This window comes from Streptomyces sp. NPDC037290 (assembly GCF_055603245.1).
In genome coordinates this window covers 475,531-499,943 of record NZ_JBVJVZ010000003.1, presented here as the reverse complement: position 1 = coordinate 499,943, position 24,413 = coordinate 475,531, and the positions used below count along the sequence as shown (strand labels likewise).

The window sequence follows — 24,413 nt, the reverse complement described above, 5'->3', positions numbered from 1 at the left end:
CCGGCCCCGTCAGGCGAGACTCCGGTCCGTGGCGACGGCCGCCGATCGGCCCGGCGCGATCCGGTCACCGCGGGCGCAGGGGGGTCGAACGGCGGGCCGCGAGCAGCAGGGCCACGTCGTCGGGGCGGTCGGGGGCGTGCCGGGCGGTCGCCGTGAGCCGGTCGGCGACCCCGGCCAGCGACCGCCCGCCCCGCCGCCCGGCGGCGGCCCCGGCCCTGTTCAACGCCAGCCGCAGCGCCGTGATGCCGTCGTCGATGTCCGCGCCCGGCCGCTCCACCAGCCCGTCCGTGTACAGGGCGAGGATCGCGTCCGGCTCCAGCACCAGCTCGGTCACCGGGTAGCGGGCCTGGGGGTCAACGCCGAGGACGACACCACCCGGGACGTCCAGCACCCGGGTCGGTCCGCGGGGCGGGCGCAGCAGCGGCGGCGGGTGCCCCGCCCGGGCGATCCGGGCGCGGCCGGTGGCGGGGTCCAGCCGCAGGTAGCAGCAACTGGCGAACTGACCGGGGTCGAGGTCGATCAGCAGGTGGTTGGTGCCGCTCATCACCTCGTCGGGCGGCCGGTCGCCGAGCGCGAACGCGCGCACCGCGCTGCGCAACTGCCCCATGGTGGCCGCCGCCTGCACCCCGTGCCCCTGCACATCACCGATCACCAGCGCGAGACCGTCACCGGCCTCGACCACGTCGTACCAGTCGCCGCCCACGTCCATGCCCTGCGTGCCCGGCAGATACCGGCCCGCGGTCTCCACCCGCGGATGCGCCGACAGCCGGCGGGGCAGCAGGGCCTGTTGCAGACCGCGGGCGAGCGCCGCCTCGCTGTCGTAGCGCTGCGCCCGCTCCATGGCGTGCGCGATCAGCCCGGCGAGCGCGGTCAGGACGGTGCGCTCCTCGGTGCTGAAGCTGCGCTGCCGCTCGAAGCCGAGGATGCAGGAGCCGACCGGCCGGCCGGAGGCGATCAGCGGCAGGAAGGCCCTGGCACCCTCCTCGGCGTCCAGCGGGATGCCCGGGTAGGTGGCCGCGATCTGCTCCATGGACTCGAAGAACAGCGGCCGGCCCGTGGTGAGGGTCTCCACGCCGGGCACGCGCGCGTCGAGGCCGATGCCCTCGAACGGGGCGAGGAAGCCCTGCGGGAAGCCGGTCTCCCAGGCGAGGTACAGATGCCGCTCCTGGAGCAGGTAGATGGCGAGCCGCCGGCCGCCGAACGCGGGCAGCAGCTCCTGCATGACCACCGCCGACACCTGACGGGCGGTCACCGCGTCGGTCAGCGCGATGGCCAGGGCGATCGGCCGGTACAGCGGGGTCATCGAGTGGTCGGCCGCCGTGTCCTGCGCAAAATGCGGCTCGATGACCGGCTCGACCGGCGTGTCCATGCGGCTGGCCGGGACGAGTGTGCAGGTCAGCAGTTCTTCGCCGGGATGCACCGACACGGCGAGCCATTCGACCGCCGCGGGCTCGGCGCCGTCGCAGGCAGGCCGCCGGGCATGGAAGTGCACCGGCTCCGGCGCCAGCAGCGCGCCGCGCAGATGGTCGTCGTACGGCGGACCGGCCAGCCACGGCATCGCCTCCCACAGCGGCCGCCCGAGCAGCCACGCCCGCTCCCGGCCGGCGAGCCGGGCCGCGGCCTCGTTGGCGTACACGACCAGCCCCACCCGGTCCACGCAGAACACGCCCTGCGGCAGCACGTCGGCCGCGCCCTCCGCGAAGACGCCGGGGCCGGGCTCGAACACCAGCCCGCCGACCCGCTCCGCGGGCCCCTCCTCGGCGGCCGGCCACAGGTGCAGCAGCCGCGGTGTGCCGTCCGGCGCCCGCAGGTACAGGGGCGCCGCGGGCGGCTTCCCGGCGGCGGTGTCGCGCAGCGCGGCCAGGATCTCGTGCGCGTCGTGCGGGGCGACCGCGTCGGCGAGCGCCTCGTCCGTCCCCGCGAAGTCGGCCGGGGGCAGGCCGAGGAGGTCGTACAGCCGGTCGTCCGCGCGTACCGCGCAGCTCTCGGGATCCCAGTCGAACCGCGCCACGAGAGCCTCCCCGCGCCGGGTCGCCGGCGGCCGTACGCACAGCGGCTCGCCGTCCCAGACGACCGTGCCGGCGTCCCCGTCGGCGAGCGCGAGCAGTTCGGCGCCCAGTCCTTCGGCCAGCCGGCCGAGCAGCTCCAGGTCCAGCAGCTCGTCCACCGTGTCCGCGACCGCAGGGCGCAGCACCGTGAGCACCCCGAGCGGCTCGCTCCCGCCCGGCACCGGCAGGTGCACCGACCCGAACGGGAAGGGCAGACCCGCGGCGAACTGCGGATACCGGCGCACCGTCTCGGCGGCGTTCGGCAGCACCACCTGGACGCCGAGGCGGTAGGCGTCGGCGACGGGGAAGGGGCGGCCGACCTGCAGCCGCCACCAGGGCCGGAACAGCGGACCGGGCAGCCCCGCGAGCACCGCGAGGCGCAGCAGCCCGGGGGTGCCGGACCGCAGGTACACCCCCGCCACCCGGCCGCCGGCCGCGCCGAGCGCGCCGGTCGAGGTCTCCGCGAGCAGCGTGGCCAGCCGGGTCCGCGCGCGGACCGTCTGCTCGCCACCGCTCCCAGCCATCGCCCCTGCCTCGTCCCATGCGCCTTCGGGTGGATGACACAGCAAGAATGCGCCTGGAGGACCACGCGACGCACCTGGGAGGTGGCATGTCCGGGTCGCCCGGCCGTCCCACACAAGCACACCGGTGCCCCGTCCAAGTGGCGGGGCCACCGGACGGCTCCTAGTAATGGACTGCGTAACGCCGCGGTCACTGTGCGGGACGCAGCCCCACCTTCGACTGGAGCCGAGATGACCACCCACTCTTCGTCCCCCCGTCCCGACGACGCACTCATATCCTCCGCGCCGGTCGCCACCCCGTACCCCCCGCTCCTGACGTGGCCGGCGGTGCCCCCGAAGCCGGTCCCCGTGACCCCCGGCGAGAGCCCTCCGGAGCCCCCTCCCGGGCTGCCCGGCGGCCTCACGCACCCCGGCATCCCGCAGGACGTCACTCCGCACGACCCCGAATCCGGCTCCGTCCCGCGCCCCGGCGATCTCCCGTACGACGACCCGTTGCACGGCCTGCTCCGCGCAGCCGTCGCCGACCGCCCGCTGGAGGACGTCGTCCGGCTCATCACACTGCTGGAGAACTCGCCCGAGCATCCCCGGGCCACGGCCGACGCGCTGCGGGCGATCGGAGTCGACCGGCCCGTGGAGGACCTCGCCCGCCTGGTGGCCCTGCTGACCGAGCCGCCGCGGAACACCGACAGCGCCGTCGAGGCGATCCGTGCCGCCGCCGCACGCAGGCCCCTGGACGACGTCGCCCGGCTGGTGCAGCTGCTGCACCACACAGCCGTGGAATCCCACTGCAGGGACGCCGTACAGACCGCGGCCGCCAACCGGCCCATCGAGGAACTCGCCGACCTGATCGCCCGGCTGGCCGCGGACCGCCCCGGCCACGACCTCTTCCTGTCCGAGACCGCGCTGCCGGACTCCGCGTCGCCGCAGTCCTCGTTGCCCAAGGAACCGTGGCCCGACACCCCAGCGCCCGACGCCCCGCTGCCCGAGGCTCCGCCGCCCGAGCCGTCGCGCCCCGGCCCCGCCGGCCCCACACCCGCCGGGCCCGTCTGCGCTCCTGGCCGTCCGGCCCCGGCGCCCACCGACCGAAGGGGCAGTCAGGGGGCGGACCAGCCGGTGAACGGCAGCCCCGCCAGGGACCGGACGGTGCGGCCCGGCTCGGCGAAGGACGGGAACCGGGCCGGCCCGAGGCTCATGACTGCCCCGTGGGGTGTCCGGAGCGCCGCGCTGCTGGTCTTCCTGTGCGGCGCGGCCCACGCCCCGCGCTTGTGGCCCGCCCCGTCCCACGACGCCCTCGCGGCCACCGTCCTCGCCTCGGTCCTGTGCGTCCTGCCGGCCCTCGCGCTGCCCGCCCGGTCGCCCCAGGCCCGGCTCGTCGCGGCGACCGCCGCGCTCGGTGCCACGGCGGCGCTCGCCGCCGGACAGGTGCTCGACAGGTGGTTCGGCGTGTCCGACCCGTCCCGGCTGAGGAATGCGACGCTGGCCCCGCCGTGGCTCGCCGACACGGCGGCAGCCGTCGCCGCGCTCGCGGCCCTCGCGGTGCTGCTCGTCACTCTGGTCGCGGGCTACGCCCGCCGTGAGGGCACGGGCTGACTCACACCGCCGGGCGTGCCGGTCCCGTACGGCCCGGCACCGCGCTCCGGGCGTCCACCGGACGCAGCACCAGACGACCGTCGGCCAGGGTGGCGGCCATGGCGAACGGGAAGGCGTCCGCTTGCAGGCACATGTCCACGTCGTCGGCGTGGACACCGGCCCAGCCGCGCCGCACGCCGTCCGCGAGCCGCCCGGCGGCGTCGGAACACCGGGCCCGCGCGAGGTAGGGGGCCGGGTCGGCGTCGGCCGTGTGCACGCGGTCCGCGATGTAATCGGCACAGGCGCGATCCTCCTCGGCCCGGCCACCGTCCCCGGTGACGACGAACGTCACCGTCTCCGGCCGGGCCCGCCGCAGCACCTCGGCGGTCGCGGCGGCCACCACGAAACTCGCGCACAGCAGCAGCCCGGCCTCCGCCACGGCCAGCGCCCCGGCCGTCCCGGCGGTCGTCTTCTGTACGACCGTACGCCCCCGCACGTCCAGCGAACGCAGCCGGGCGGGGGAATTGGCCAGGTCGAACCCCGGTACGGGCTCGCCGTCCTGGAAGGCCAGCCAGCCCGGGTGACGGGCCTTCAGATCCAGGGCCTCCTGCTGCGTGCCGGCGAAGACGATCCGCTCGGCGCCGCGCCGGAACGCCCAGGCAGCCACGGTGAACGCGCGCATGACGTCGATGACCACGGCCACGTCCGGGGCCGTGGGCGTACCGGGTATACCGGTGAACTCAGTCCGCATCGCTCCATGATGAGGCGTGCGGCGGCCGGTCAGGGCTCGGTCGGACCGGTTGAACCGGGCGGCAGCGGCCGGCCGGCGCGCAGGCTGCGCAGCGCCAGCAGGAGGACGGCGATGTCGTCCAGGTAGACCGGGTCGGGCAGCAGGTCGGTGGGGAGCAGCAGGTAGACGACCGCGCCCCAGAACACCCAGCGCGGACCCGTCGGCAGCCCGGCGCGCAGCAGCGTGCGCCGGGTCCGCACCAGCCGTACCAGGAGGCCGAGCGCGACGACGAGCAGCACCGCCGCGACGACGGCGCCGATCACCAGCAGGGCGGTGGTGGAATCCATGGGGCTCCCCTCGGCTTGCTTCCGGCTTCCGGCTCACTTTCGGCTTTCGCTTTCGGCCTCCGGCTTCCGGGCACGGCCAGACGGTCGGATACCCCCTCCGACCGCTACGACGCCCGGTCCGTTCCGTCGGTGGTGTCCGTGCCGTCGTGCCCCGCCGCGGGTCCGGCCGGCGCCGGCGAGACCGGGGGGCCGCCCGGTGGGGCCTCGTCCGGGCCCTGCGGGCCGCGCGTCGGCCGACGCCGGCTCCTGGCCGTGGACCTCAGCCGCTCGAACGTCCGCGCAAGGGGCCGAAGGGCACCCGGTGCACGGAACTCCGGCCGCTGCTGCGGCAGGGTGGGCGCGGGAACGTCACGGTAGGCGGCGAGGGCCTCCAGGGCCTGCTCGGCGGCCTCCTTGTACAGGTCCCGGGACTTCGTCATCGCCTCCAGCGCCTCGGCGTACACGGCGACCAGCCGCCGCTCACGCTCCAGCTCCTCCTGGAGGGTCATCAGGGTCCAGTTCTCCCGCAGGTCGGTCAGCGCCTCCTCGGCCTCGCGCGGCAGCGGCCGGGGCAGGGCGGCGAAGTGCCGCAGGGCCGCGAGGAGTTCGGTGGGCTCGGAACCGTCCAGGAAGACGCTGCGCACCCGGTGCTCACGGCCGTCGTAGCCGCCCGGTGCCGGGTCCGGGGGCAGCAGCACGGCGCCGCCGCGCGGCACCTCGACACCGAGGTCCTTCAGCGCCCAGTTGACGGCACGGAACTGGTGCGGCGCCGCCCGGTGCTCGACGACTCGGTGCCTGAGGCCCGGCGGCAGCAGCCGGACCAGCGGCAGCCGGCCCTGCTCGTCCGGGGTCATGGCCTCGTGCACGACGACGTTGAGGCACCATGCCTCGCGCGCCGCGTCCCGCAGTCTGCGCCGCATCTCCTTGTCGTCCGCGGGCAGCGCGTTGACCTGCTGGAAGCGCAGTCCGGCGACGGTGGCGTGGTGGTCCCAGGAGCCGTCCTCACCCGTGCCGGCCGCAGGCCAGAACAGTGTCGCGGGCGAGGGCCACGCCTCGTCCCAGGGGCGCTCGGCCTCCGCGACGAGCCGCCACTCGTGCCCCTGCGGCCGGCCCTCGCGCGGGACAAGGGTGAGCCGGGCCCGCACGGTGACCGTGCCGCCGGCTCGCCAGCGCGCCTCGAAGACCCGTCGGTCCGAGTCCTCGGACACGGGGGGTTCGGCGAAGTCGTCGACGTCCCCGCTCTCCTTGTGCCGGCGCAGGGTGCGGCGGACGACCTCCTCGGGGGCGGGACCGGTGTGGCGGCCGTGGGCCGCCCAGACGGTCTGCGGGATGCTGGCGCGGTCGGTGGCGGAGTTCGACATGAGCCAATCTGCTGATGGGGGCGGGTGAGTCTCCCAGTATCACCGCTCGGTCGGGCACGACGTCGTCCGGGGCAGCAAGGCGGCGCGTGGCGGCGGCCGCACGCCCCCGCGCACGGGACGCGCGCTGTACACCCGGGGCACGTGCGACATGCGTCGAGCGGTCGTCGTTCACACGTGGTCCTGCCCGCGGACGGCGCCCACAATGGTCCGGCGAACGGGGTCCGCTCGTCCATCCGCTCAGGGGCGGACCCCGTTCGGCAGGCACTCGATATATATCGGCAGCCGATATATTCTGGCTCCATGACAGCGAAGAGCATGACCCGGGCGGCGTTCTTCGTCCTCACGGCGCTCGCCGACCAGCCACGGCACGGCTACGGCATCCTGCGCGAGGCGGAGGAACTGTCCGGCGGAGAGGTGCGGTTGCGGGTCGGCACGTTGTACGGGGTGCTGGACCGGCTCACCGCGGACGGCCTGATCGCGCTGGACCGGGAAGAGGTCCAGCAGGGCCGGCTGCGGCGCTACTACCGGCTCACCGACGACGGAGTCGCGGCCCTGGACGCGGAGGCCGAGCGGATGGCCGCCGGTGCCGGGGCCGCCAAGCGGCGCATCGCCGAGGGCCGCCGTGCCGCAGCCCGCCCTGCCTCCGCGGGCCCGGCCGGCCTGGAACCCCCCACCGCACCCGGACTCGCGGGAGGTTACGCATGACCACGCTGCTGGAGGCCCGTTACCGCGCCGTCCTGCGCCTGCTCCCCGCCTACTACCGGCGCGAGCGGGAGGAGGAGATGGTCGAGACGTACCTGGGCGACCTCGACCGTGACACACAGGACCAGAGCCGGCCCACGTTCGGCGAGGTGGCGAGCATCGCCGCCCTGGCGGTGCGCAGCCGCCTCGGCGCCGCGGGGGCGCCGCGTCCCTACGTCCTGCTCGGTTCCGGTGCCCGGATCTTCGCGCCGGCGGCCGTCCTGCTGCTGGCGGCGTCCGCCGTCGTCGAGCCGGTCCTGCAGCTGACCCGGGCGTTCACCGGGGCAGGTGCGGAACGGCAGCTGTTCTTCTCGGAGTTCACCGACCACGGACTCCTCACCGGCACGGTCACCGTCGCCCAGTGGATCCTGCCGCTGGGCTGGGTGGCCGCCTACTTCGGCCTCCTGTACGACCGTCGCCGCCTCGCCCGGATCGGCGTCCTGGCGGCCGCGCTGCCCACCCTGTGGCCGCTGCTGCCCTCGCTGACGGGCACGGCCTTCCCCTCACAGCCCGCGTTCGTCGTGACGCTGGCGCTCCTCGCGTGGCTGCCGGCGCTCGTGCTGTGCGCGGCCCATCACCGCGACGCGCCGCCGGCCCGGCTGCCGGCCGGCACTCCCGGTCTGGTCTTCATGGCGGCGTGCGTGGTGACGGGTGCGTCCCTGGTGCTGCTGCCCGCCGCCTCCGACCTGGTGTGGGGTCCCGCCAACTGCTTCGTCGTGGGAGCCCTCGGCTGGCTGCTGTGGAGTCTTGGCCACACGGAGCGGGCCGTGCCGGGCGGCGCGCTCGCGCTCGCCGTGCTCGGCCTGCTTCTGCTGGCCGTGCGCCTCGCCGCCCTCTACCCGTGGCTCGGGCTGCCCGAGGCCGCCCCTTACACCCGCGGCGGCCTCGCTCAGTCAGCCGTGCTCGCCCTGCTGACCGTGGTCCTGGCGGTGGCCGGCCGCCGCGAGATCGCGGCGCGCTGAACCGCCCACCGCCTCACCGCCGCGCGCCGGGAACGACCGCACAGGCCACCGCGTCGGGCGAGGGGGCCGGCGCCGTGACGCCTGCCCCCGAGCCCTGTGGGACGAGGGCTTACGCCCCGCTCGACCGCAGCATGTCCTCCCGCTCGACGATCTTCACGCGCTCGCGGCCCTGCGGCTCGCCCAGGGCCCGCTCGGCGGCGTCCAGCTTGTACCAGCCCTCCCAGGTGGTGAAGCGGATCTCGCGCTCGGCGAGGAAGGCGTCCACGGCCTTGGGGTCCGGCGAGACGGGGGTCTGCAGCCGGCCGTTCGCGTGGTCGTCCAGCAGGTTGGCGACCGTCTCGTTGGCGTCGCCCTTGGTGTGGCCGATCAGACCGATGGGGCCACGCCGGATCCAGCCGGTGACGTACGTGGACTGCAGGTGGGCGCCGCCCTCCTCGATCACCCGGCCGCCCTCGTCCGGGACGGTGCCCGACTCGATGTCCCAGGGCAGCTTGGGCAGCTTCTCGGAGAGGTAGCCGACCGCGCGGTAGACCGCCGTGATGTCCCAGTCCTTGAACTCACCGGTGCCCTTGACGTTGCCGGTGCCGTCGAGGGCGGTGCGCTCGGTGCGCAGGCCGACGACCTTGCCGTCCTCGCCGAGGATCTCCACCGGCGACTCGAAGAAGTGCAGGAACAGCTTGTGCGGCCGGTCGCCGGCGTCACGGATCGCCCAGTTCTCCAGCGTCTTGGCGACCATGTCGGCCTGCTTGTTGCCGCGCCGGGTCTCGATCGAGCCCTCGTCGTAGTCGATGTCCTCGGGGTCGACGATGACCTCGATGTTCGGCGAGTGGTCCAGCTCGCGCAGCTCCATCGGGCTGAACTTCGCCTGGGCGGGGCCGCGGCGGCCGAAGACGTGGATCTCCAGGGCTTTGTTGGCCTTCAGACCGTCGTAGACGTTCGGCGGGATCTCGGTCGGCAGCAGCTCGTCCGCGGTCTTGGCGAGGATGCGGGCCACGTCGAGCGCGACGTTGCCGACGCCGAGCACGGCGACCTTCTCGGCCTGAAGCGGCCAGGTGCGCGGCACGTCCGGGTGGCCGTCGTACCAGGAGACGAAGTCGGCCGCGCCGTGGGAGCCGTCCAGGTCGATCCCGGGTATGGACAGCTCGCGGTCGGCCATCGCGCCGGTGGAGAAGATCACCGCGTCGTAGAAGGCGCGCAGGTCGTCGAGGCTGATGTCGGTCGGGTAGTCGACGTTGCCGAACAGGCGGATCTGCGGCTTGTCGAGAACCTGGTGCAGGGCGGTGATGATGCCCTTGATGCGCGGGTGGTCGGGCGCGACGCCGTAGCGGATCAGGCCGAACGGGGCGGGCATGCGCTCGAAGAGGTCGATGGACACGCCGGGGTCGGCGGCCACTTCGGACTTGAGCAGGGCGTCGGCGGCGTAGATCCCGGCGGGGCCGGCTCCGACGATGGCTACCCGCAGGGGGCGCGGCATGATCAGGTTCCCTTCGAGTGAGCGTGAATGGCGACTCGATCAAGAAGCCTAAACTAAGGCAGACCTAAGTTGGTACGCGGGTCCGGTCTATGACCTCATAAGCGGATCTTATGGCTTCCCTGCTGATCTCTTATGTTCGGGGTGTGTTCCCCTCGAGCAGGCACTGTCCGGCCCTGTCCTTGGGCGGGGGTCGGACGGGGCTTGAGGACGAAGGTCCGCCCCTGCCCTGCCGGTCACCCGCAACGTGCCGGCCTCGACCGGGCGGACCGCGCCGCACGAGAGGCCGAGCCGGCGCAGGACGGCTGGCGCACGGTGTCGCCCAACCCCGGTCCGGTCCTCGGGCCCTCGTTCACCCCTGCGTCCGGCGCGCACACCGGCGCCGCGGCTGACCCCGGTCTTTCAGTTGGGCCGCACGATCCGGTGGATCGCGGACTCCCCGGCGCCGTAGATCGACTCCTCGCGTATCGACGACCCCGGGCCCGGCGCGTGCACCATCATGCCGCCGCCGACATGGAGGCCCACGTGCCGGTCGTCGTCGAAGAAGAGGACCAGGTCGCCGGGCTCAAGCCCGTCGAGGGTGACCGGGGTTCCGGCGAGCGCCTGCTGGTGCGCGGCCCGCGGCAGCGTGACCCCGGCGGCCTTCCAGGCGGCCTGGGTGAGACTGGAGCAGTCGTACGAGTCCGGGCCGGTCGCACCCCACACACAGGGCTTCCCGATCTGCGCGCGGGCGAACGCGATGGCCCTGGCGGCCCGCACCGCCCGGGGCGACTCGGGAAGAGGGGTGAGGGAGCCGGTGCCGGTCACGGCGGACCCCGGGGCGGACCAGGCGTCCCCGGCCGGCATCACCGTCACCGCCTCGCCGGGCGACGCCCACTGCGGCTGCTGCCACTGGCCGGTTCCCGGGTCCGAGAGGAGCGGTGCGGGCGCCGCCGGCACAACGGGCGTGGGCGGCGCGGTCGTCACCGGGCCGAAGGCAAGGGGATCGGGTGGTGCGGGCGCGACGGAAGCGGCCGGCTCGGGCGTGAGGGGCATGGGCGGTGGGGCGGCGACCGCCACGGACGGTGTGGTGGTCAGGGGCGCGGCCGGTACGGCCTGAGCGGACGTGGAGGGCGGGGTCCCGGCGGACGTGGGCGGTGACACGGGCGCGGCGGCCGTCGCCGCGACGAGCCGGGCCGCGTACCGGGAGATCACGTCGCTCGCGGCGGCGAGCTTGCGCTGGTTGTTCGTCTTGGACGCGGCGGGGGAGGGGCGGCCGGGAGCGGTGGGGCCGGGGAGGGCCGCCGGTTCCTGGGCCGGGGTGCCCGGGGCGGTGAACGGTCCGGGCGCCGGGAGGACGGCCGTCTCGACGGGGCCTGGATCGGCCGGCTCCACCACTCCGAGGCCGGGGAAGCCCGGCATCGGTCGCGCCGCCTCCAGACCGGCCGGTGCCCCCGGCGTACCCAGGAGGGCTGTGGCGTCCGGCAGTGCGCGTTCCGGCGCGCTCGCGCCACCCGCTCCCGCTGGGACCAGGCCGATCGACTCGCCGCCCGCACCGGGTAGTTCGGGGAGTCGCGGCCCCGGCAACGCCGCGCGTCCACTCTCGCGCGCGGCGAGGGCCGGACGCGTCGCGTCCGGCGCCGGGCCGGCCGTCAGCTCGGCCACGGCGCGGTCGGCGGCCCCTTCCAGGGCGAGCCGTCGAGCGGACGGACCTGTGCCCAGCGCGTCGGGTCCGCCGTCCGGAGGAAGGCCGCCGTCCGTCCGGCCCCGGGAGCGCCCCGGAGGCGCCGGTCGGTCGGGCAGCCGGTCGGCGGGCAGTACGGCGGGGACGGTCGGACCCAGCTTGGCGCGCGCCCCCTCGAACCAGGGCCGGGCGACCTCGTCGAGAGCCGGATCCGGGCGCCGGCCCGACCGCTTTGCCAGGGGAACGCCCCGTGAGCGCGTCACGGACGCCATGGCGCGGGTCGCGTTGTAGTTCCCGGTCGCGTTCTCGGCCTGGTCGTACAGGGAGTTGATCCGCTGTCGGACCTCGTCCCGCTGCGGACCCTCGTCGCGGCTCTCCGGCGCCATGGAAGACATGCTCCTTCCTTGCCCCACCGGGCAGTTGGGCCGTTGCGTCCGACTCCGTCGAGCGCCGGGCGGCCTCGCGCCAACCTAACCAACATGTGTACCTGGTGTGAAGGTTGAGGCCTGGAATGTCCGATACGTATTTGTGATGTTCGTGGGGGCGTTCGACGGGGAAGGGGCGCGGTCCGCGTTTTTCCTGTGAGGTACCGGTGAATTCGCGATGCCGTTGAACACCTCGGCACCGCGCTGCGTATGAACCCGGGGAGCTCCATGCCCGACCGGCGCACACACCACACAGGGGACCACCTTGGCACGCAACAACCGCAGACGCCCGACCGGCGCACGACGCGCGACCCTCGCAGCGATCGCCCTGATGCTGGGCGGAGGTGGTCTCGTCGCGGCGAACGTCTACGCCTCGGCGAGCGAGGGCTGGGGTGACGGGTCCGGTCCGAACGGAACCGGCCACGTCCTGTCCGCGGGCATGCCAACGGTCTACTGCCCAGATGTCGGCAGCCGGCTGACCGCCGTGCCGGACGCGGCCCGCTCGGACGTGGACCGTGAACTCGCCCTGCTGGACCGGCAGACGGCGGCGGCGTACCAGCAGCTCAAGCAGTCGGGGCAGGCGACCGGCCAGGACTCCGGCTCCCTGGACGACACGATCATGAACCCGCTGAAGGAGCAACGGGCCGCGGCGATCGGGCGGATCGCCGACGCCATCGACCGGGTGGGGGAGCGACCACAGGGCCTGGACGACCTGGCCGCCTGCACCCTCCGCCCCGCCGGTGACGGTGCGGGCGACGGCGCTCAGGCGGGCGCCACCCCGACCGGCGGTGCCCCGACCGGCGGTGCCCAGCAGACCGGAGCCGGTCAGGGCGGCAACGGGCCGGTCGTCTCCGACTACGCGGACATCACCTCCGTACCCCGCGACGCGCCGAACCCGCCCCAGCAAGGCGACGCCTCGCGCGGCAGCTTCACCTCCGACTGCGGGGTCAACGCGAACGGCCTGCGCAACTCCGACAACGTCATCGTCGCGCCCGGAGTCTCCAACGGCGCCCACCACTTCCACGACTACGTCGGCAACCAGGGCAACAACGCCTTCGCGAGCGACGACGACCTGGCGAAGGCCGGCACGAGTTGCGTGGACCAGGGCGACAGGTCCACGTACTACTGGCCGGTGCTGCGCCTGCAGAACGGCACGCAGGAGCGGGACGCCGGGTCCCCGGGCGGCGGCACGGAGGGCAACGCCGGCCAGATCGTCACGCCCAAGCAGGTCACGCTGACCTTCGTGGGCAACCCGCGCGACAAGGTCACCGCGATGCCGCGGTTCCTGCGCATCATCACCGGGGACGCCAAGGCGTTCGTCAACGGTCCCGGCAACGCCAACGCGTCCTGGAGCTGCACCGGTTACGAGAACCGGCAGCTCAAGGACAAGTACCCGCTGTGCCCGCCGGGCAGCGACGTGGTGCGCAGCTTCAAGTTCCAGAGCTGCTGGGACGGCCGCAACATCGACAGTGCCAACCACCGCACGCATGTGGCCTTCACCGCCCCCGACGGCTCCTGTCCGGCCGGCTTCCGCGCCATTCCGCAACTGGTGCAGCGCATCGTCTACGACGTCAAGGCGCCGAGCCTCCAGGACGGCGGCCGTACCGTGCCGCTCTTCGCCGTCGACTCCTTCCCCGAGCAACTGCACAAGCCCGTCACCGACCACGGCGACTTCATCAACGTCTTCGACGAGGACCTGATGCGCCGGATGGTCGACTGCATCAACTCAGGCCGCACCTGCGGCTCCGGCGGTGACGGCTCCGGTACGACTCCGGCGCCCACGGCGAGTTCCGGCTCCGGCACGACGGCCGCGCCGGGCGACGCTACGACGGAGCCGTCCGGCGGCACCACCACCTCCGCCCCGGCACCGGCATCCTCGGCACCGGCATCCTCGGCGGCCCAGCCCGGCGAGAAGCCGAGGACCGACGCGACAATCACACCGGCGCGCCCCACCCAGCAGGAACCGCCCGCCCAGCAGGACCAGCCCACCAAGCCCGCCCAGCAGGACCAGCCCACCAAGCAGCACCGCCCCGACCAGCGGCACCAGCCCGCCCGGCAGAAGAGCCCCACCACGCAGACCACGTCCGGCGAACCGGCACCGACCACGTCCCCGTCCGCGTCGGCGCCCGTACGGTCCACGCCCGCCCAGTCCGCTCCCGCGCAGGCCACGGCCGCCGGAACCGTCCCGTCCGCCACCGCGCAGCCCCAGCCGCAGGGCAAGCAGGGCGCGCTCGCGGAGACCGGCGCCCACCTGTGGCCCGCCGCTCTCGGCACCCTGCTCGCCCTGTCCGGCCTGATCATGCTGCTGCGGGCCAGGCGCCTGCGCTACTGACGTCCGCGACCCGGACGACGACCGTCGCGCCCGCGGCGGCCCACTCCCGGAGTGCGCCGCCGCGCACCGCGAACCGTGCGCCACAAGGCCGGCGCGTCCGGGTCCACCCCACCCCGACCTGCACTTCCGTCTCCCCTCCCGTTCAGGAGGCGCCACTGTGGACGGGGAGGAGTGCCTTGCAGTAGACCGTGGAGCTGTGCCGGACCGTCATGCCGAGGCCCTCGTACAGCGGGAGCGCGCCGGTGCCGGAGTGCGTCCACAGGGTGCAGACGGGCCTGCCCCGGTGGTGGAAGGCGCGGAAGGCCTCCCGCAGCAGCGCACGGGCGATGCCCCGGTCACGCTGGTCGCGCCGCACCGCGACCCGGTCGACGTACCCCTCGTCATGGTCCGGCACGTCCAGCGACAAGACCGCCCCGACCATCTGGCCGTCGAAGAAGGCCACCGGTGAGGCCGCCGGCAGGAAGGTGGCGCGTTCGACGGTGCGCCGGGCCCACTCCTCGTACGTCTTCCGCCGCGGCTGCCACTCGTCGAACGCGTCCTCGGTGAGCTGGTACGCGGCCTCGGCGTCGCCGTCCCGGAAGGGCCGTACGGTGATGCCCGCCGGCGGATCGGACACTTCCGGTTCGTCCGCCGGCGCGATCTCCAGCAGCCACTCGGTGACCAGCCGGGAGTACCCGCCGGCCCGCAGGAGCACGCTCGCGGCGCTGTCGCTGTCGGACACCGTCTGGGCGAGCCGGTCGCTGCCGAGCTCCCGGGCCCGGGTCTCGGTCCAGCCGAGCAGCGCACCGCCGAGACCCCGCCCCCGGTGCGCGGGGTGCACATGGACCCTGGCCCGCCGCCCCCGCACCCAGCCGAAGCAGGCCGTCTGGCCCGTGCCGTCGTGCACCAGCAGCGTGTCGGACTCCGGTCGTACACCCGGCAGGGTGAGCTCGGCGGCGATCCGGTCGGCGCCGGTCGTGGCGCGGCCGTCCAGCTCCCGCTCGCACGCGGCGACGAGGCCCCAGACCGCGCCCACATCGGTGGTGTCCGCTGGCCGGCACCGGTAGCCGGCCGGCAGCCACTGGGGGCGAGGACCGGACATGAGTGCATCCGCGCTGGTCACGGCAGCCCCTCCCGTCCTTTCCGTGCACACCCCCTACCCCGTGGCGCTCCCCGCCACGCCCGCCGTTTGCGACGGGCCGCGGGCGCACGGCAGGGTGCGGGGTGTGCCTACCTTGCTGATCGTCCATCACACCCCCTCACCCAACTGCCAGGCGTTGTTCGAGGCCGTCGTCTCCGGCGCCACGGCCCCGGAGATCGAGGGCGTCCGGGTCGTACGGCGGGCGGCCCTGTCCGCGACCGCCGCGGACGTCCTGGAAGCCGACGGCTATCTGCTCGGCACCCCGGCGAACCTGGGCTACATGTCCGGCGCGCTGAAGCATTTCTTCGACCAGGTCTACTACCCCTGCCTGGACGAGAGCCGGGGGCGCCCGTTCGGTTACTACGTCCACGGCGGCAACGACGTCACCGGTGCCGTCCGCGCCATCGAGGCCGTCACCACCGGCCTCGGCTGGCGTCGCGCGGCCGACGCGGTGACCCTCACCGGCGAGCCCCGCAAGGCCGACACGGAGGCGTGCTGGGAGCTGGGGGCCACCGTCGCGGCGGGGCTGATGCCGCAGGCGTGAGGGCCGGGCGTGAGGCCGCGCGGCAGGGGCGGGCCCGCAGGCGGCCACCCGGGTGACCCTCACGCCTCCGGCCGGACGGATCAAGGTGCGGGCCCCGGGTCCCTGGCCGACGATGGGACCGGGGCCGCGTCCCACCGATGCGGCCGAAACACGTCACACGTCGTCGTACGGCGTCGAGCCAGGGAGCGTCGGATGCGAGCGGACGGCCACGCACCCGGACGGTCCGCGCCGGACGGCCGGGACGTCGGCGCGCTGCTGCGCCGGTGCGCGCGGGACGTGGCCGACGTCGCCGAAGCCGTCCGCGAGGTGTCGGCCCGTACCGGTACCGCGCTGTGGGCGCCGCCCCTGACCGCCGCCGCGCGCCGTCGTCCCCGGACCGGCCTCGCCGCCCAGTGGGCGCTGCTGCGGGCCCTGACGCACAAGCAGGGCCTCGGCGCGTCGGCGGTCACCGCACCGGAGTGCCGGAGCCGGCTGCTCGGCCGCGAGGGCCTCGCCGCCGTGGTCGCCGTCGCCGCGCTGCGTCTCAGGATCGCCGCCGTGCTGGTCGACCACCCCGAGTTCGCCCGCGACCCGGGCATGCGCCGGCTGACGGCGGCCGTCACCGCCGACCGCGACCCGGAGGCCGTACGGGCCCTGCGCGCCCTGTTCCGGGACCGCGGTGCCCAGCGCGCCCTGTCCGGCCTCGCCCCGCTGAGGGCCGAACTGCTCACCGTACGCGCCCTGCTGAGGGAGGAGCCGGAGGACGACGGCACCAGTGCCCCTCACCTCGCGGCGATGGACGGGAGCGAGGGCGCCGCCGAGCCCGCCGACCTCACCGACCAGGAGAAGCAGTTCATCGCCACCGAGGGCTCCTTCCTCGGTTTCCTGCGCAACATCGAGGTGCTGTCCACCGACGGGCGCCTCCTCGTCCAGAACGTCCGCGGTCCCGACGGTGTCGTCCGCTACGTCGTCCAGGCGCCGGGCACCGCACCGGGCCGCCCGCGCAACGACTCCCCGCAGGACCACGTCGGCGCCTGGCGCCACCTGTTCACGACCCGCTCGTCCGGCACCCGTTCGGTCCTGGCAGCCCTGAAGGACTACGGCATCCCGCGCGGCGCCGACCTCGCGCTCATCGGGCACGGCGAGGGCGGGACCGCGCTGCTGAACCTCGCCCAGGACGACGGGTTCTGCCGCACCTACCGGGTGACGCACGTGGTCACCGTCGGCTCGCCGGCCGGCCCCGGAAGGCCCGCCGACCCGCGCACCTGGATCGCGAGCATCACCAACCAGCACGACCCCGTGCCCGCCCCGGACGGCCGGGGCACACACCCCGCCCCCGCCGCGGACCCGAACCGGTACGAGGTCGCCTACCCCGGGCCCACCCGCGCCTTTCCGCTGTGCCACATGCTCCGCGAGTACATCGAGCACCTGCGCACGGTCGTCCCGGAGGCCCGCGAGAGAGTCGACAAAGCGCTCGCACCGTACGCGGGCCCCATCGTGCGCACCCAGGCCTACCAGCCCAGGGACCGCGCCCACCCGCCCGAGGGCCACCCCTTCCTCACCCTGCCCACCAGCTCGGTGCCCACGACCGTCGGCCCGGTCGACGTACCGGTGCGCTCCTACGACTCCGCCGCCGCCCACCTCTGCTTCCCCGTCCCCGCCGACGCGGCGCTCGGCCTGCTGCCCGACGTCGCGTGGCTGACCCCGAGCCGGCTGGGCCGGCGGGCCCTGGCCGTGCTGTCGCTCTACGAGCACCGCTGCACCACGATCGGCCCGTACACCGAGATCGCCCTGTCCGTCCTGGTCGACGACCTGTGGCGGCCTCGCCCCCACGACGCCGCCACGGACCTGCTGCGCCGCGCCGACCTGCGGCGCACCGGACGTTACGTCCTCTCCCTCGCCGTCACCAGCGAGGAGGCCCGCGTGGTCGCCCGGGAGATCTGGGCCCAGCCCGCCATGCGGACCACCGCCGAGGCCGACCTGACGGGACGTGAGATCGACGTGCGGTCCCGGGACCTCGGGCTCGCCGTCAGGGGCCGGCTCGGGCCCGGCGTCCGCTGCCCGGAGGCCGACTGGGTCCTCTACGGCCGCCGGGGCGAGAGCACCGTACGCACCCTGGTCCGGACCCGGGGCAGGCCGCGGCTGCACCGCGGCACCGGTGTGCGGCTGCGCCTGGGCACCGCGGCGGCCGAACCCCTTGCCGGCCAGCTGCGCCGGCTCGGCATCGGCGCGGCCGGGCCCCTGTTCGTCCTCAGCTGCCCCCAGTTCACAGCCCATCGCAGCGCCGGTGCCGTCCTGCCGCGCTGACGTCCCGTACCCTGCCCCGTCGAGTGGGAGCCGCCATGGTGACCGAGTCCCCCCGAGCGACCACGGCCTCGGCCGACCAACTCCTCGGCCACGCCGCCACCTTGCGAGCCGACGCCGATCTCATGGACGGCTGTGCCCGTCAGCTGCTGGTCACCGCGGCCACGCTGTGGGGCTGCCCCGCGGCACCCGAGTGGAGCCGCCCCGCCCTGGAGCGGCAGGCCGCCGCGTGCAGCAGGGCGGCGGAGCAACTGCGCACGGCGGCCCGGGCGTTGGACACCCATGTGCGCGCCGGGCAGTGAGCCCTCGTACACGTCGGGGGCGCGCCGTTCGCCTCAGTGGATCCGTTCGGCCGCCGCGGGGTGAGGTGGCACGGCCGACAGCGACCAGCCGGTGTGGGGCAAGGCATCGGTGTCGCACACCCGGTGACCGAGCAGCACATGTCCGCTCCGGGGGTCCGGCACGGCCGACTGCGCCCGGGCCTGCCGGTCAGGGCTTGCGGGCCACCCCGACGTACACCGGCTGCTCCGCGAGGACCCGCATCCCCGGCTCGGGCTGCCAGCGCGTGGCCGGCACCACACCCGGCTCGCACAGGTCCAGGCCGTCGAAGAACCGGGTCACCTCGGCGAGCGAGCGTGCCTGGACCGGGGTGCCGCCGGCGCGGTAGACCGCCTGGACCCGTTCCCGGACCTCCGGGTCGAACTCGCCGCTGCCGTGGGACAGCAGCAGGTGGCTGCCGGAGGGCAGGGGGTCCAGCAGCGCGCGGACGATACGGTGCGGGTCCTGCTCGTCGGTGACGAACGGCAGCAGGGCGATCAGCGACAGGCCGACGGGCCGGGTGAGGTCCAGGTGCTCGCGGGCGTACGCCACGATCCGTTCCGGGTCCCGGACGTCGGCGTGCACATAGGCGGTACGGCCCTCGGGCGTGCCGTGGAGCAGGGCCTCGGCGTGCCGCAGAACGATCGGGTCGTTGTCCGCGTAGACCACGCGGGCGCTCGGGGTGACGGCCTGGACGATCTGGTGCAGATTCGGCTCGGTGGGGATCCCGGTGCCCACGTCCAGGAACTGGTCGACACCCTGGCGGGCGACGAACCGGGCGGCCCGGTGCATGAACTCGCGGTTGGCCCAGGCCGTGTCCTTGACACCCGGGAAGAGCTCCATCACCTTGCCCGCGGCCTCGGCGTCGACGGCGTAGTGGTCCTTGCCGTCCAGGTACCAGTCGTACATCCGGGCGGAGTGCGGCTTGCCGGTGTCGATGCGCTCCGGGCTGAATCCGGTGTCTGTCACGTCGGATCTCCGTGAGGTGGGGGGTGGGCGGCCCGCGGCGCCGGACGGGCGCGCGAGCGGATGGTCAGCGGCAGCGGGAGGCCGCCGTGGTGTCGTGGCGGTGCCAGACGGCGTCGACCACTCTGCCGTCGGGCAGGGTGTGCCGGGGCGGCCCCTCGTCGGCGACGAAGCCGGCGCGGGCCAGGGCCCGCCGGCTCGCGGTGTTCCCGGGCTCCGCGCCCGCCCGGACCGTTGCCAGCCCGGCATGGGTGTGGGCGAGCGCCGCGCCCGCGCGGAACAGCTCCGCGCCCAGACCCTGGCCGCGGCAGGCCGGCGCCAGCCAGCCGCCCATCTCGCCCGTGCGGTGCTCCAGTTCGAGGGCGCCGGCATAGGCGAGGTCGGACCTGCGCACGCACACCAGGAGCAGCGGATCGTCCGGGCCCGGTACGTACGGCTGCGCAAGCCTCCGGGGCACCCGGCGGCCGTCGTCGCCCGCGGGACGCCAGGAGAGCAGGGCCCTGCGGGTGCCGGGATCGGGCAGGATCTGGTCCGCCTGGGTGCCGAGCCAGCGCTGCGCCTCGGCGTCGGCGCAGGCGGCGAGTGCCGCCGCCACGTCGAGCCGGGTCCGGGGCGTGAACAGCAACAGCCGTTCGGTGGCCAGAGCGTGCCGGCCGGACACGGGTTCGCACCGCCCGGGCGCGGGCAACCCCGCCGGGGCCCGCCGCCGGCGGACCACAGACCAGACCATGCACACCCCCGACGGAACGTCCGCGTGGCGAACACGGAACCCGTACGACCCCGAGCCCCGACGGGTACGGACGCCCCGCACCCGCGGTGAATCTACCGGGCTTCGGGGGTGGGGGGGGTGTGGCGGGGGATGGTTTCGGGACGGGTTGGGTGCCGGGGCGGTGGGGAGGTGTTTCGGGAGGTGCCGGGTGAGGTGCGCGCCCGGTGAGGCCCGCGCGGGGGAGCCGAACGTGGATCGGCCGGGGGAACGTGGATCGGCCGGAGTGAGGGCGCGGGGCCGGTTCGGGAAGCTGCCCCGACCCCATGCCGCCTCATCGAGCGGTCGGGCTCAGACGGCCTGTTCCTGGGAGCCGGGCCTGGGGCGGGTACGGGTCCAGGAGGGGTCGGCGGACGGGGCGGGGACGGGTGCGGTGTGGTGCATGGGAATCCTTCGGACGAGGGGGACGGTCCGGGGCGGGCGGTGGGACGGGACGGGCCTGCCTGGGCTTCAGTCGTCGCCGGCCGGCAGCTCCGCCCAGACGACTCGGGCGGGCCGTTCGGCCAGCGGCGTCACGCCCCAGTCGAGGCTCAGCACGTCGACCAGGAACAGCCCGCGCCCGTGCTGGTCGTCGGGTCCGGGGCGGCGTGCCATCGGCCGTGCCGGGCCGCCCTCCTGGTCCTCGACCTCGATCCGTATCCGGTCCGCCGTGCCGCGCAGCCGGCAGGCGATCCGCTGCCCGGCCGTGTGGAGGAGGGCGTTCGTGACCAGCTCCGAGATCACCAGGACCGCGTCGTCCAGGGTGTCCGCCGGAACGTCCCAGGCGGCCAGCAGGTCCTGCACGACACAGCGGGCCGCGCCGACGGCCGCCGGCCGGGCCGGCAGGTCGAAGGCGGCGGCGGAGCGGCAGGGCGGGACCCCGGAGGCGAGCCGGTCGGGGCCGAGGGGCCCAGGGAGTCGACCGAGGTGCTCGCCTCCGGGTGGTCTGAGGACACCGGCCGGGACCGGCGGCCGATGCGGGTGGTCCCCGGTGCCCGCGCCCCAGCCCGGGTTGGCATCCGCCGGGTGCGTTCCGTCGGCGCAACCCGGTGCCGGGGGTGGCGGGTTGGGGCTGTCCGGGGTCCGGTGTGCGGAGTCGGCGCCGTCGAGGGCGTGCCGTGCCCGGTCGCCGATGTCCGGAACGGGGTGTGTTCCGTCGGTGGAACCTGGCGCCGAGTGTGCCCGGTCGGCGGTGTCCCGGGCCCGGTGCGCTCTGTCCCGGTCGGCGGGATCCCGGTGCGGGTGGTCGCCGGAGTCCGCGGGCTCCCGGTGCGGGGGTTTCCCGGCGGCCGGGAGTGGGGCCCGGGCCGGGCCGTTCGCGGATCGGTGCGGGTGGGGTACCGCCGGGAGGCGCAATGTGCCCGACGCCAGGGGCGGGCGGTGGAGCGGTTGGGGGAGGAAGGGCGGAGCCATCGCCGTACGCCTTTCGTCCGGCCTCGTGTGGGGGGCGGGTCGGGTCTCTGGCCGGCCGCTCGCGCAGCAGACGACAACCGCCTCCCACGAGGCCGTACTGCGGCCTCGTCTCCCCGAACCCGGCCGCGCCGCCCGCTCCTTGGTCGGCCGGAGCAGTGAGTCCACTGTGGCACCCGCCGACAACGCTCCGCAACCAGCAAGTTGAAATTTGCAAGTAGCCAAGTGCATGCTGCTTCGGCCGGAACGTGATCGAATGATTCAGGGAAGCGACCGTGTGCGACGGTGTCGCTGTGGCCTGGTGAGGGGGTGTGGGGCGTGACCGCGGAGACCGACTGGGGCGGTGCCCCCTCCGTCCTGCGCATGATCCTGGGCCGGCAACTGGAGGAACTGCGCACCCGGGCCGGCCTGAGCTACACCGAGGCGGGCGCCGCCATCGGGGTCAGCCACTCCACGATCCGCCGTATGGAGGCCGCCAAGGTGGCCCGGCTGCGGCTCGCGGACGTCGAGAAGCTGCTCCAGGTCTACGGCGGCACCGACCAGGAGGAGATCGACACCTTCCTGCAGTCCGTGCGCGAGGCCAACAAGCGCGGCTGGTGGCACACCTACCGCGATGTGATGCCCGACTGGTTCGCGGCCTATCTCAGCCTGGAACAGGCCGCGTTGCAGATCCGCGCGTACGAGAACCAGTTCGTGCACGGCCTGCTGCAGACCGAGGACTACGCCCGCGCCCTGCTCGCCGCGGACAATCCGCACGCCTCCGCCGACGCCACCGAACGCCGGGTCGCCCTGCGCATGCGCCGCCAGGAACTGCTGGGCCGCGAGGCGCCGCCGCGGGTGTGGGTGCTGATGGACGAGACGGTGCTGCGCTGGCCCGTCGGCGGACCGGAGGTGATGCGTGCGCAGATCGACCACCTCGTCGAGGTCAACCGGCTGCCCCATGTCACCCTGCAGCTCATGCCGTTCGCCAACGGCCCGCACCCGGCGCTGCGGGCGGGCGCCTATCACCTGTTCCGGTTCCGGGCCCGCGAACTGCCCGACATCGTCTACCTCAACGGCCTGGTCGGGGCCGTCTATCTCGACAAGGCCGACGACGTCGTGGTGTACCGGGAGGCACTGGACCGGCTCGGCGCCCAGGCCGCGCCCGCCAGGAAGACCGAGGCCCTGCTCGGCGCGATCCGCAAGGAGCTGTGACACACCCACCTGTTCGTACGCAAGCCCCCACCCCTCGACCAGAACGGGAGACACGGCGTTGCCCGACAACGGATGGCCGGCCGACCGGATCGACACCGAGAACGCCCACTCCGCCCGCATCTACGACTACATCCTGGGCGGCAAGGACTACTACCCCGCCGACAAGGAGGCGGGTGACGCCATGGCCCGGGAGTGGCCCGCGCTCCCGGTCCACATGCGCGCCAACCGCGACTGGATGAACCGCGCCGTGCGCTGGCTCGCCGAGGAGGCGGGCATGCGCCAGTTCCTGGACATCGGCACCGGCATCCCGACCTCGCCCAACCTGCACGAGATCGCCCAGGCCGTGGCACCCGAGTCCCGGGTCGTCTACGTCGACAACGACCCCATCGTGCTCACCCTCTCCCAGGGTCTGCTCGCCAGCGCGCCCGAGGGCCGGACGTCGTACATCGAGGCCGACTTCCGTGACCCGGCGGCCATCCTGGACGCCCCCGAGCTGCGCGAGACGCTGGACCTGGGCCGGCCGGTCGCCCTGACGGTCATCGCCATCGTCCACTTCATGCTCGACGCGGACGACGCGGTCGGAGTCGTACGCCGGCTGCTTGAGCCGCTGCCGTCCGGCAGCCACCTCGCGATGTCCATCGGCACCGCCGAGTTCGCGCCGGACGAGGTGGGCCGGGTCGCCCGCGAGTACGCGGCCCGCAACATGCCGATGCGGCTGCGCACCATCGACGAGGCCCACGAGTTCTTCGAGGGCCTGGACCTGGTGGAGCCGGGCATCGTCCAGGTGCACAAGTGGCGTCCCGACGGCACCGGTGAGAAGGACATCCGCGACGAGGACATCGCGATGTACGGCGCGGTCGCCCGCAAGCCCTGACAGGTCATCGCCGGGCCCCGACAGACCAGGGGCCGGGGTCCGCACCCACCTCCCGGACCCCGGCCCCGCCTTCGTACCTGATGCGAGGCGGAATGACCGAAAGCGCGCGGAAATCCGACCGGAATTCGGCACAACTTTCCGGCTGCCTCATGTTCCGTGAAAGGAGTGGGAAAAAGGCGAGAGAAGCGGAACCGGCGCGAGGGAATTGAGGTCTTAAGGTCCGTCGACGGCCGGGATCAGCCCGGACGTACCGAAACCGGGGGAATAAGTCACATGTCCGTTCGTAGCCGCAAGACACTCCTCACCGCCGTGGCCCTCACCGGCGGCCTCACCCTGGCCGCCGTGGCGCCTGCCCTCGCGGGCACCGGCGCGAGCCACACCACCCGCGCTGCCGCCGTGTCCTCCGCCCAGGGCGACCCGCGCAACGTCACCCAGCACGTGGCCGACTTCTACGGCGCCTACATCGACGCCGTCTGGTCCACCGACGACAGGTCCGCGGGCGACGCCGCCAAGGCGCTTCGGGCCTTCTACCTCTCCGCCGCCGCACAGAAGAAGGTGGCGGCCTTCGAGAAGAGGGAGCACGCCGACGGCATCCTCTTCGCGCAGAACGTGCCGGTGAAGTGGAAGGTGACCTACACCGGCTCCGGCGCCGGCCACGCCACCAGCCGGGTCACGCTCACCTGGAGCGACGGCGCGAACGCCGAGGTCAGCAGGATCGACGTCCAGTCCGACCTGAAGACCCTGAAGATCACCGACCTCAAGTCGGTCCGCTGACCGGGGGCGTGCGGCCCCGCCCCGCCCCACTCGGGG

Annotated in this window: 20 protein-coding genes; 10 read left to right on the top strand and 10 right to left on the bottom strand. The window is 74.4% G+C overall.

The window, feature by feature from the left end; all coding sequences use genetic code 11:
• Positions 1-64 precede the first annotated feature (64 nt).
• Positions 65-2,572, bottom strand: coding sequence for a SpoIIE family protein phosphatase (locus tag ACZ7HQ_RS12960; RefSeq protein WP_470987948.1), 2,508 nt, complete (start codon positions 2,570-2,572; stop codon positions 65-67).
• A 228-nt stretch (positions 2,573-2,800) separates the two neighbouring features.
• Here ACZ7HQ_RS12960 and ACZ7HQ_RS12955 point away from each other — a divergent pair, with 228 nt between their 5' ends.
• Entirely contained in the window at positions 2,801-4,159 is a 1,359-nt protein-coding gene (locus ACZ7HQ_RS12955; RefSeq protein ID WP_470987946.1) for a hypothetical protein, read from the top strand.
• A 1-nt stretch (position 4,160) separates the two neighbouring features.
• Here ACZ7HQ_RS12955 and ACZ7HQ_RS12950 read toward each other — a convergent pair whose 3' ends face one another.
• The 3 genes from ACZ7HQ_RS12950 to ACZ7HQ_RS12940 all read right to left on the bottom strand — a co-directional run bounded on the left by ACZ7HQ_RS12950 (position 4,161) and on the right by ACZ7HQ_RS12940 (position 6,555).
• A complete protein-coding gene (locus ACZ7HQ_RS12950; protein ID WP_470987943.1) occupies positions 4,161-4,889 on the bottom strand; it encodes a 2-phosphosulfolactate phosphatase in 729 nt (242 codons plus the stop codon).
• A gap of 29 nt (positions 4,890-4,918) precedes the next feature.
• Positions 4,919-5,215 carry a DUF1232 domain-containing protein gene (locus ACZ7HQ_RS12945; RefSeq protein WP_470987940.1) on the bottom strand — a complete coding sequence of 99 codons (297 nt, stop codon included), beginning with the start codon at positions 5,213-5,215 and terminating at the stop codon, positions 4,919-4,921.
• A gap of 104 nt (positions 5,216-5,319) precedes the next feature.
• Positions 5,320-6,555 carry a hypothetical protein gene (locus tag ACZ7HQ_RS12940; protein WP_470987938.1) on the bottom strand — a complete coding sequence of 412 codons (1,236 nt, stop codon included), beginning with the start codon at positions 6,553-6,555 and terminating at the stop codon, positions 5,320-5,322.
• Between the two features lie 315 nt (positions 6,556-6,870).
• On the opposite strand from ACZ7HQ_RS12940, the gene ACZ7HQ_RS12935 reads away from it, so the two are divergent.
• Both ACZ7HQ_RS12935 and ACZ7HQ_RS12930 read left to right on the top strand, forming a co-directional pair.
• Entirely contained in the window at positions 6,871-7,260 is a 390-nt protein-coding gene (locus tag ACZ7HQ_RS12935; RefSeq protein ID WP_470988930.1) for a PadR family transcriptional regulator, read from the top strand.
• Positions 7,257-8,258, top strand: coding sequence for a hypothetical protein (locus ACZ7HQ_RS12930; protein ID WP_470987935.1), 1,002 nt, complete (start codon positions 7,257-7,259; stop codon positions 8,256-8,258). The genes ACZ7HQ_RS12935 and ACZ7HQ_RS12930 overlap by 4 nt, the downstream gene beginning before the upstream one ends.
• Positions 8,259-8,367: 109 nt before the next feature.
• Here the strand turns inward: ACZ7HQ_RS12930 and ACZ7HQ_RS12925 are convergent, their stop codons facing one another.
• Both ACZ7HQ_RS12925 and ACZ7HQ_RS12920 read right to left on the bottom strand, forming a co-directional pair.
• Positions 8,368-9,732, bottom strand: coding sequence for an FAD-dependent oxidoreductase (locus ACZ7HQ_RS12925; RefSeq protein ID WP_470987932.1), 1,365 nt, complete (start codon positions 9,730-9,732; stop codon positions 8,368-8,370).
• A gap of 399 nt (positions 9,733-10,131) precedes the next feature.
• Positions 10,132-11,787, bottom strand: coding sequence for a C40 family peptidase (locus ACZ7HQ_RS12920; RefSeq protein WP_470987930.1), 1,656 nt, complete (start codon positions 11,785-11,787; stop codon positions 10,132-10,134).
• Between the two features lie 361 nt (positions 11,788-12,148).
• Here ACZ7HQ_RS12920 and ACZ7HQ_RS12915 point away from each other — a divergent pair, with 361 nt between their 5' ends.
• Positions 12,149-14,149 carry a DUF1996 domain-containing protein gene (locus tag ACZ7HQ_RS12915; protein ID WP_470988925.1) on the top strand — a complete coding sequence of 667 codons (2,001 nt, stop codon included), beginning with the start codon at positions 12,149-12,151 and terminating at the stop codon, positions 14,147-14,149.
• A gap of 142 nt (positions 14,150-14,291) precedes the next feature.
• Here ACZ7HQ_RS12915 and ACZ7HQ_RS12910 read toward each other — a convergent pair whose 3' ends face one another.
• Positions 14,292-15,251 carry a GNAT family N-acetyltransferase gene (locus tag ACZ7HQ_RS12910; protein ID WP_470987928.1) on the bottom strand — a complete coding sequence of 320 codons (960 nt, stop codon included), beginning with the start codon at positions 15,249-15,251 and terminating at the stop codon, positions 14,292-14,294.
• Between the two features lie 103 nt (positions 15,252-15,354).
• Here ACZ7HQ_RS12910 and ACZ7HQ_RS12905 point away from each other — a divergent pair, with 103 nt between their 5' ends.
• The 3 genes from ACZ7HQ_RS12905 to ACZ7HQ_RS12895 all read left to right on the top strand — a co-directional run bounded on the left by ACZ7HQ_RS12905 (position 15,355) and on the right by ACZ7HQ_RS12895 (position 18,398).
• Positions 15,355-15,813 carry a flavodoxin family protein gene (locus ACZ7HQ_RS12905; protein ID WP_470987926.1) on the top strand — a complete coding sequence of 153 codons (459 nt, stop codon included), beginning with the start codon at positions 15,355-15,357 and terminating at the stop codon, positions 15,811-15,813.
• A gap of 192 nt (positions 15,814-16,005) precedes the next feature.
• Positions 16,006-18,099 (top strand): hypothetical protein, encoded by a 2,094-nt coding sequence (locus ACZ7HQ_RS12900; RefSeq protein ID WP_470987923.1) that lies wholly within the window; start codon positions 16,006-16,008, stop codon positions 18,097-18,099.
• Between the two features lie 35 nt (positions 18,100-18,134).
• The gene (locus ACZ7HQ_RS12895) at positions 18,135-18,398 is read left to right on the top strand and encodes a hypothetical protein (protein WP_470987920.1); all 264 of its coding nucleotides are present in this window, start codon (positions 18,135-18,137) and stop codon (positions 18,396-18,398) included.
• 187 nt (positions 18,399-18,585) lie between these two features.
• On the opposite strand, the gene ACZ7HQ_RS12890 is transcribed toward ACZ7HQ_RS12895, so the two are convergent.
• The 3 genes from ACZ7HQ_RS12890 to ACZ7HQ_RS12880 all read right to left on the bottom strand — a co-directional run bounded on the left by ACZ7HQ_RS12890 (position 18,586) and on the right by ACZ7HQ_RS12880 (position 21,538).
• Positions 18,586-19,383 carry an SAM-dependent methyltransferase gene (locus ACZ7HQ_RS12890; RefSeq protein WP_470987918.1) on the bottom strand — a complete coding sequence of 266 codons (798 nt, stop codon included), beginning with the start codon at positions 19,381-19,383 and terminating at the stop codon, positions 18,586-18,588.
• A gap of 64 nt (positions 19,384-19,447) precedes the next feature.
• Complete coding sequence (locus tag ACZ7HQ_RS12885; RefSeq protein WP_470987915.1) at positions 19,448-20,041, bottom strand: GNAT family N-acetyltransferase; 594 nt, start codon at positions 20,039-20,041, stop codon at positions 19,448-19,450.
• Positions 20,042-20,596: 555 nt separating this feature from the next.
• Positions 20,597-21,538: an ATP-binding protein gene (locus ACZ7HQ_RS12880; RefSeq protein WP_470987913.1), complete on the bottom strand. Its 942-nt coding sequence runs from the start codon at positions 21,536-21,538 to the stop codon at positions 20,597-20,599.
• A gap of 315 nt (positions 21,539-21,853) precedes the next feature.
• Here ACZ7HQ_RS12880 and ACZ7HQ_RS12875 point away from each other — a divergent pair, with 315 nt between their 5' ends.
• The 3 genes from ACZ7HQ_RS12875 (at position 21,854) to ACZ7HQ_RS12865 (ending at position 24,377) form a co-directional block, all read left to right on the top strand.
• The gene (locus tag ACZ7HQ_RS12875; protein ID WP_470987911.1) at positions 21,854-22,729 is read left to right on the top strand and encodes a helix-turn-helix domain-containing protein; all 876 of its coding nucleotides are present in this window, start codon (positions 21,854-21,856) and stop codon (positions 22,727-22,729) included.
• Between the two features lie 58 nt (positions 22,730-22,787).
• A complete protein-coding gene (locus tag ACZ7HQ_RS12870; RefSeq protein WP_470987908.1) occupies positions 22,788-23,603 on the top strand; it encodes an SAM-dependent methyltransferase in 816 nt (271 codons plus the stop codon).
• 273 nt (positions 23,604-23,876) lie between these two features.
• Entirely contained in the window at positions 23,877-24,377 is a 501-nt protein-coding gene (locus ACZ7HQ_RS12865) for a hypothetical protein (RefSeq protein ID WP_470987906.1), read from the top strand.
• Positions 24,378-24,413: the final 36 nt, after the last annotated feature.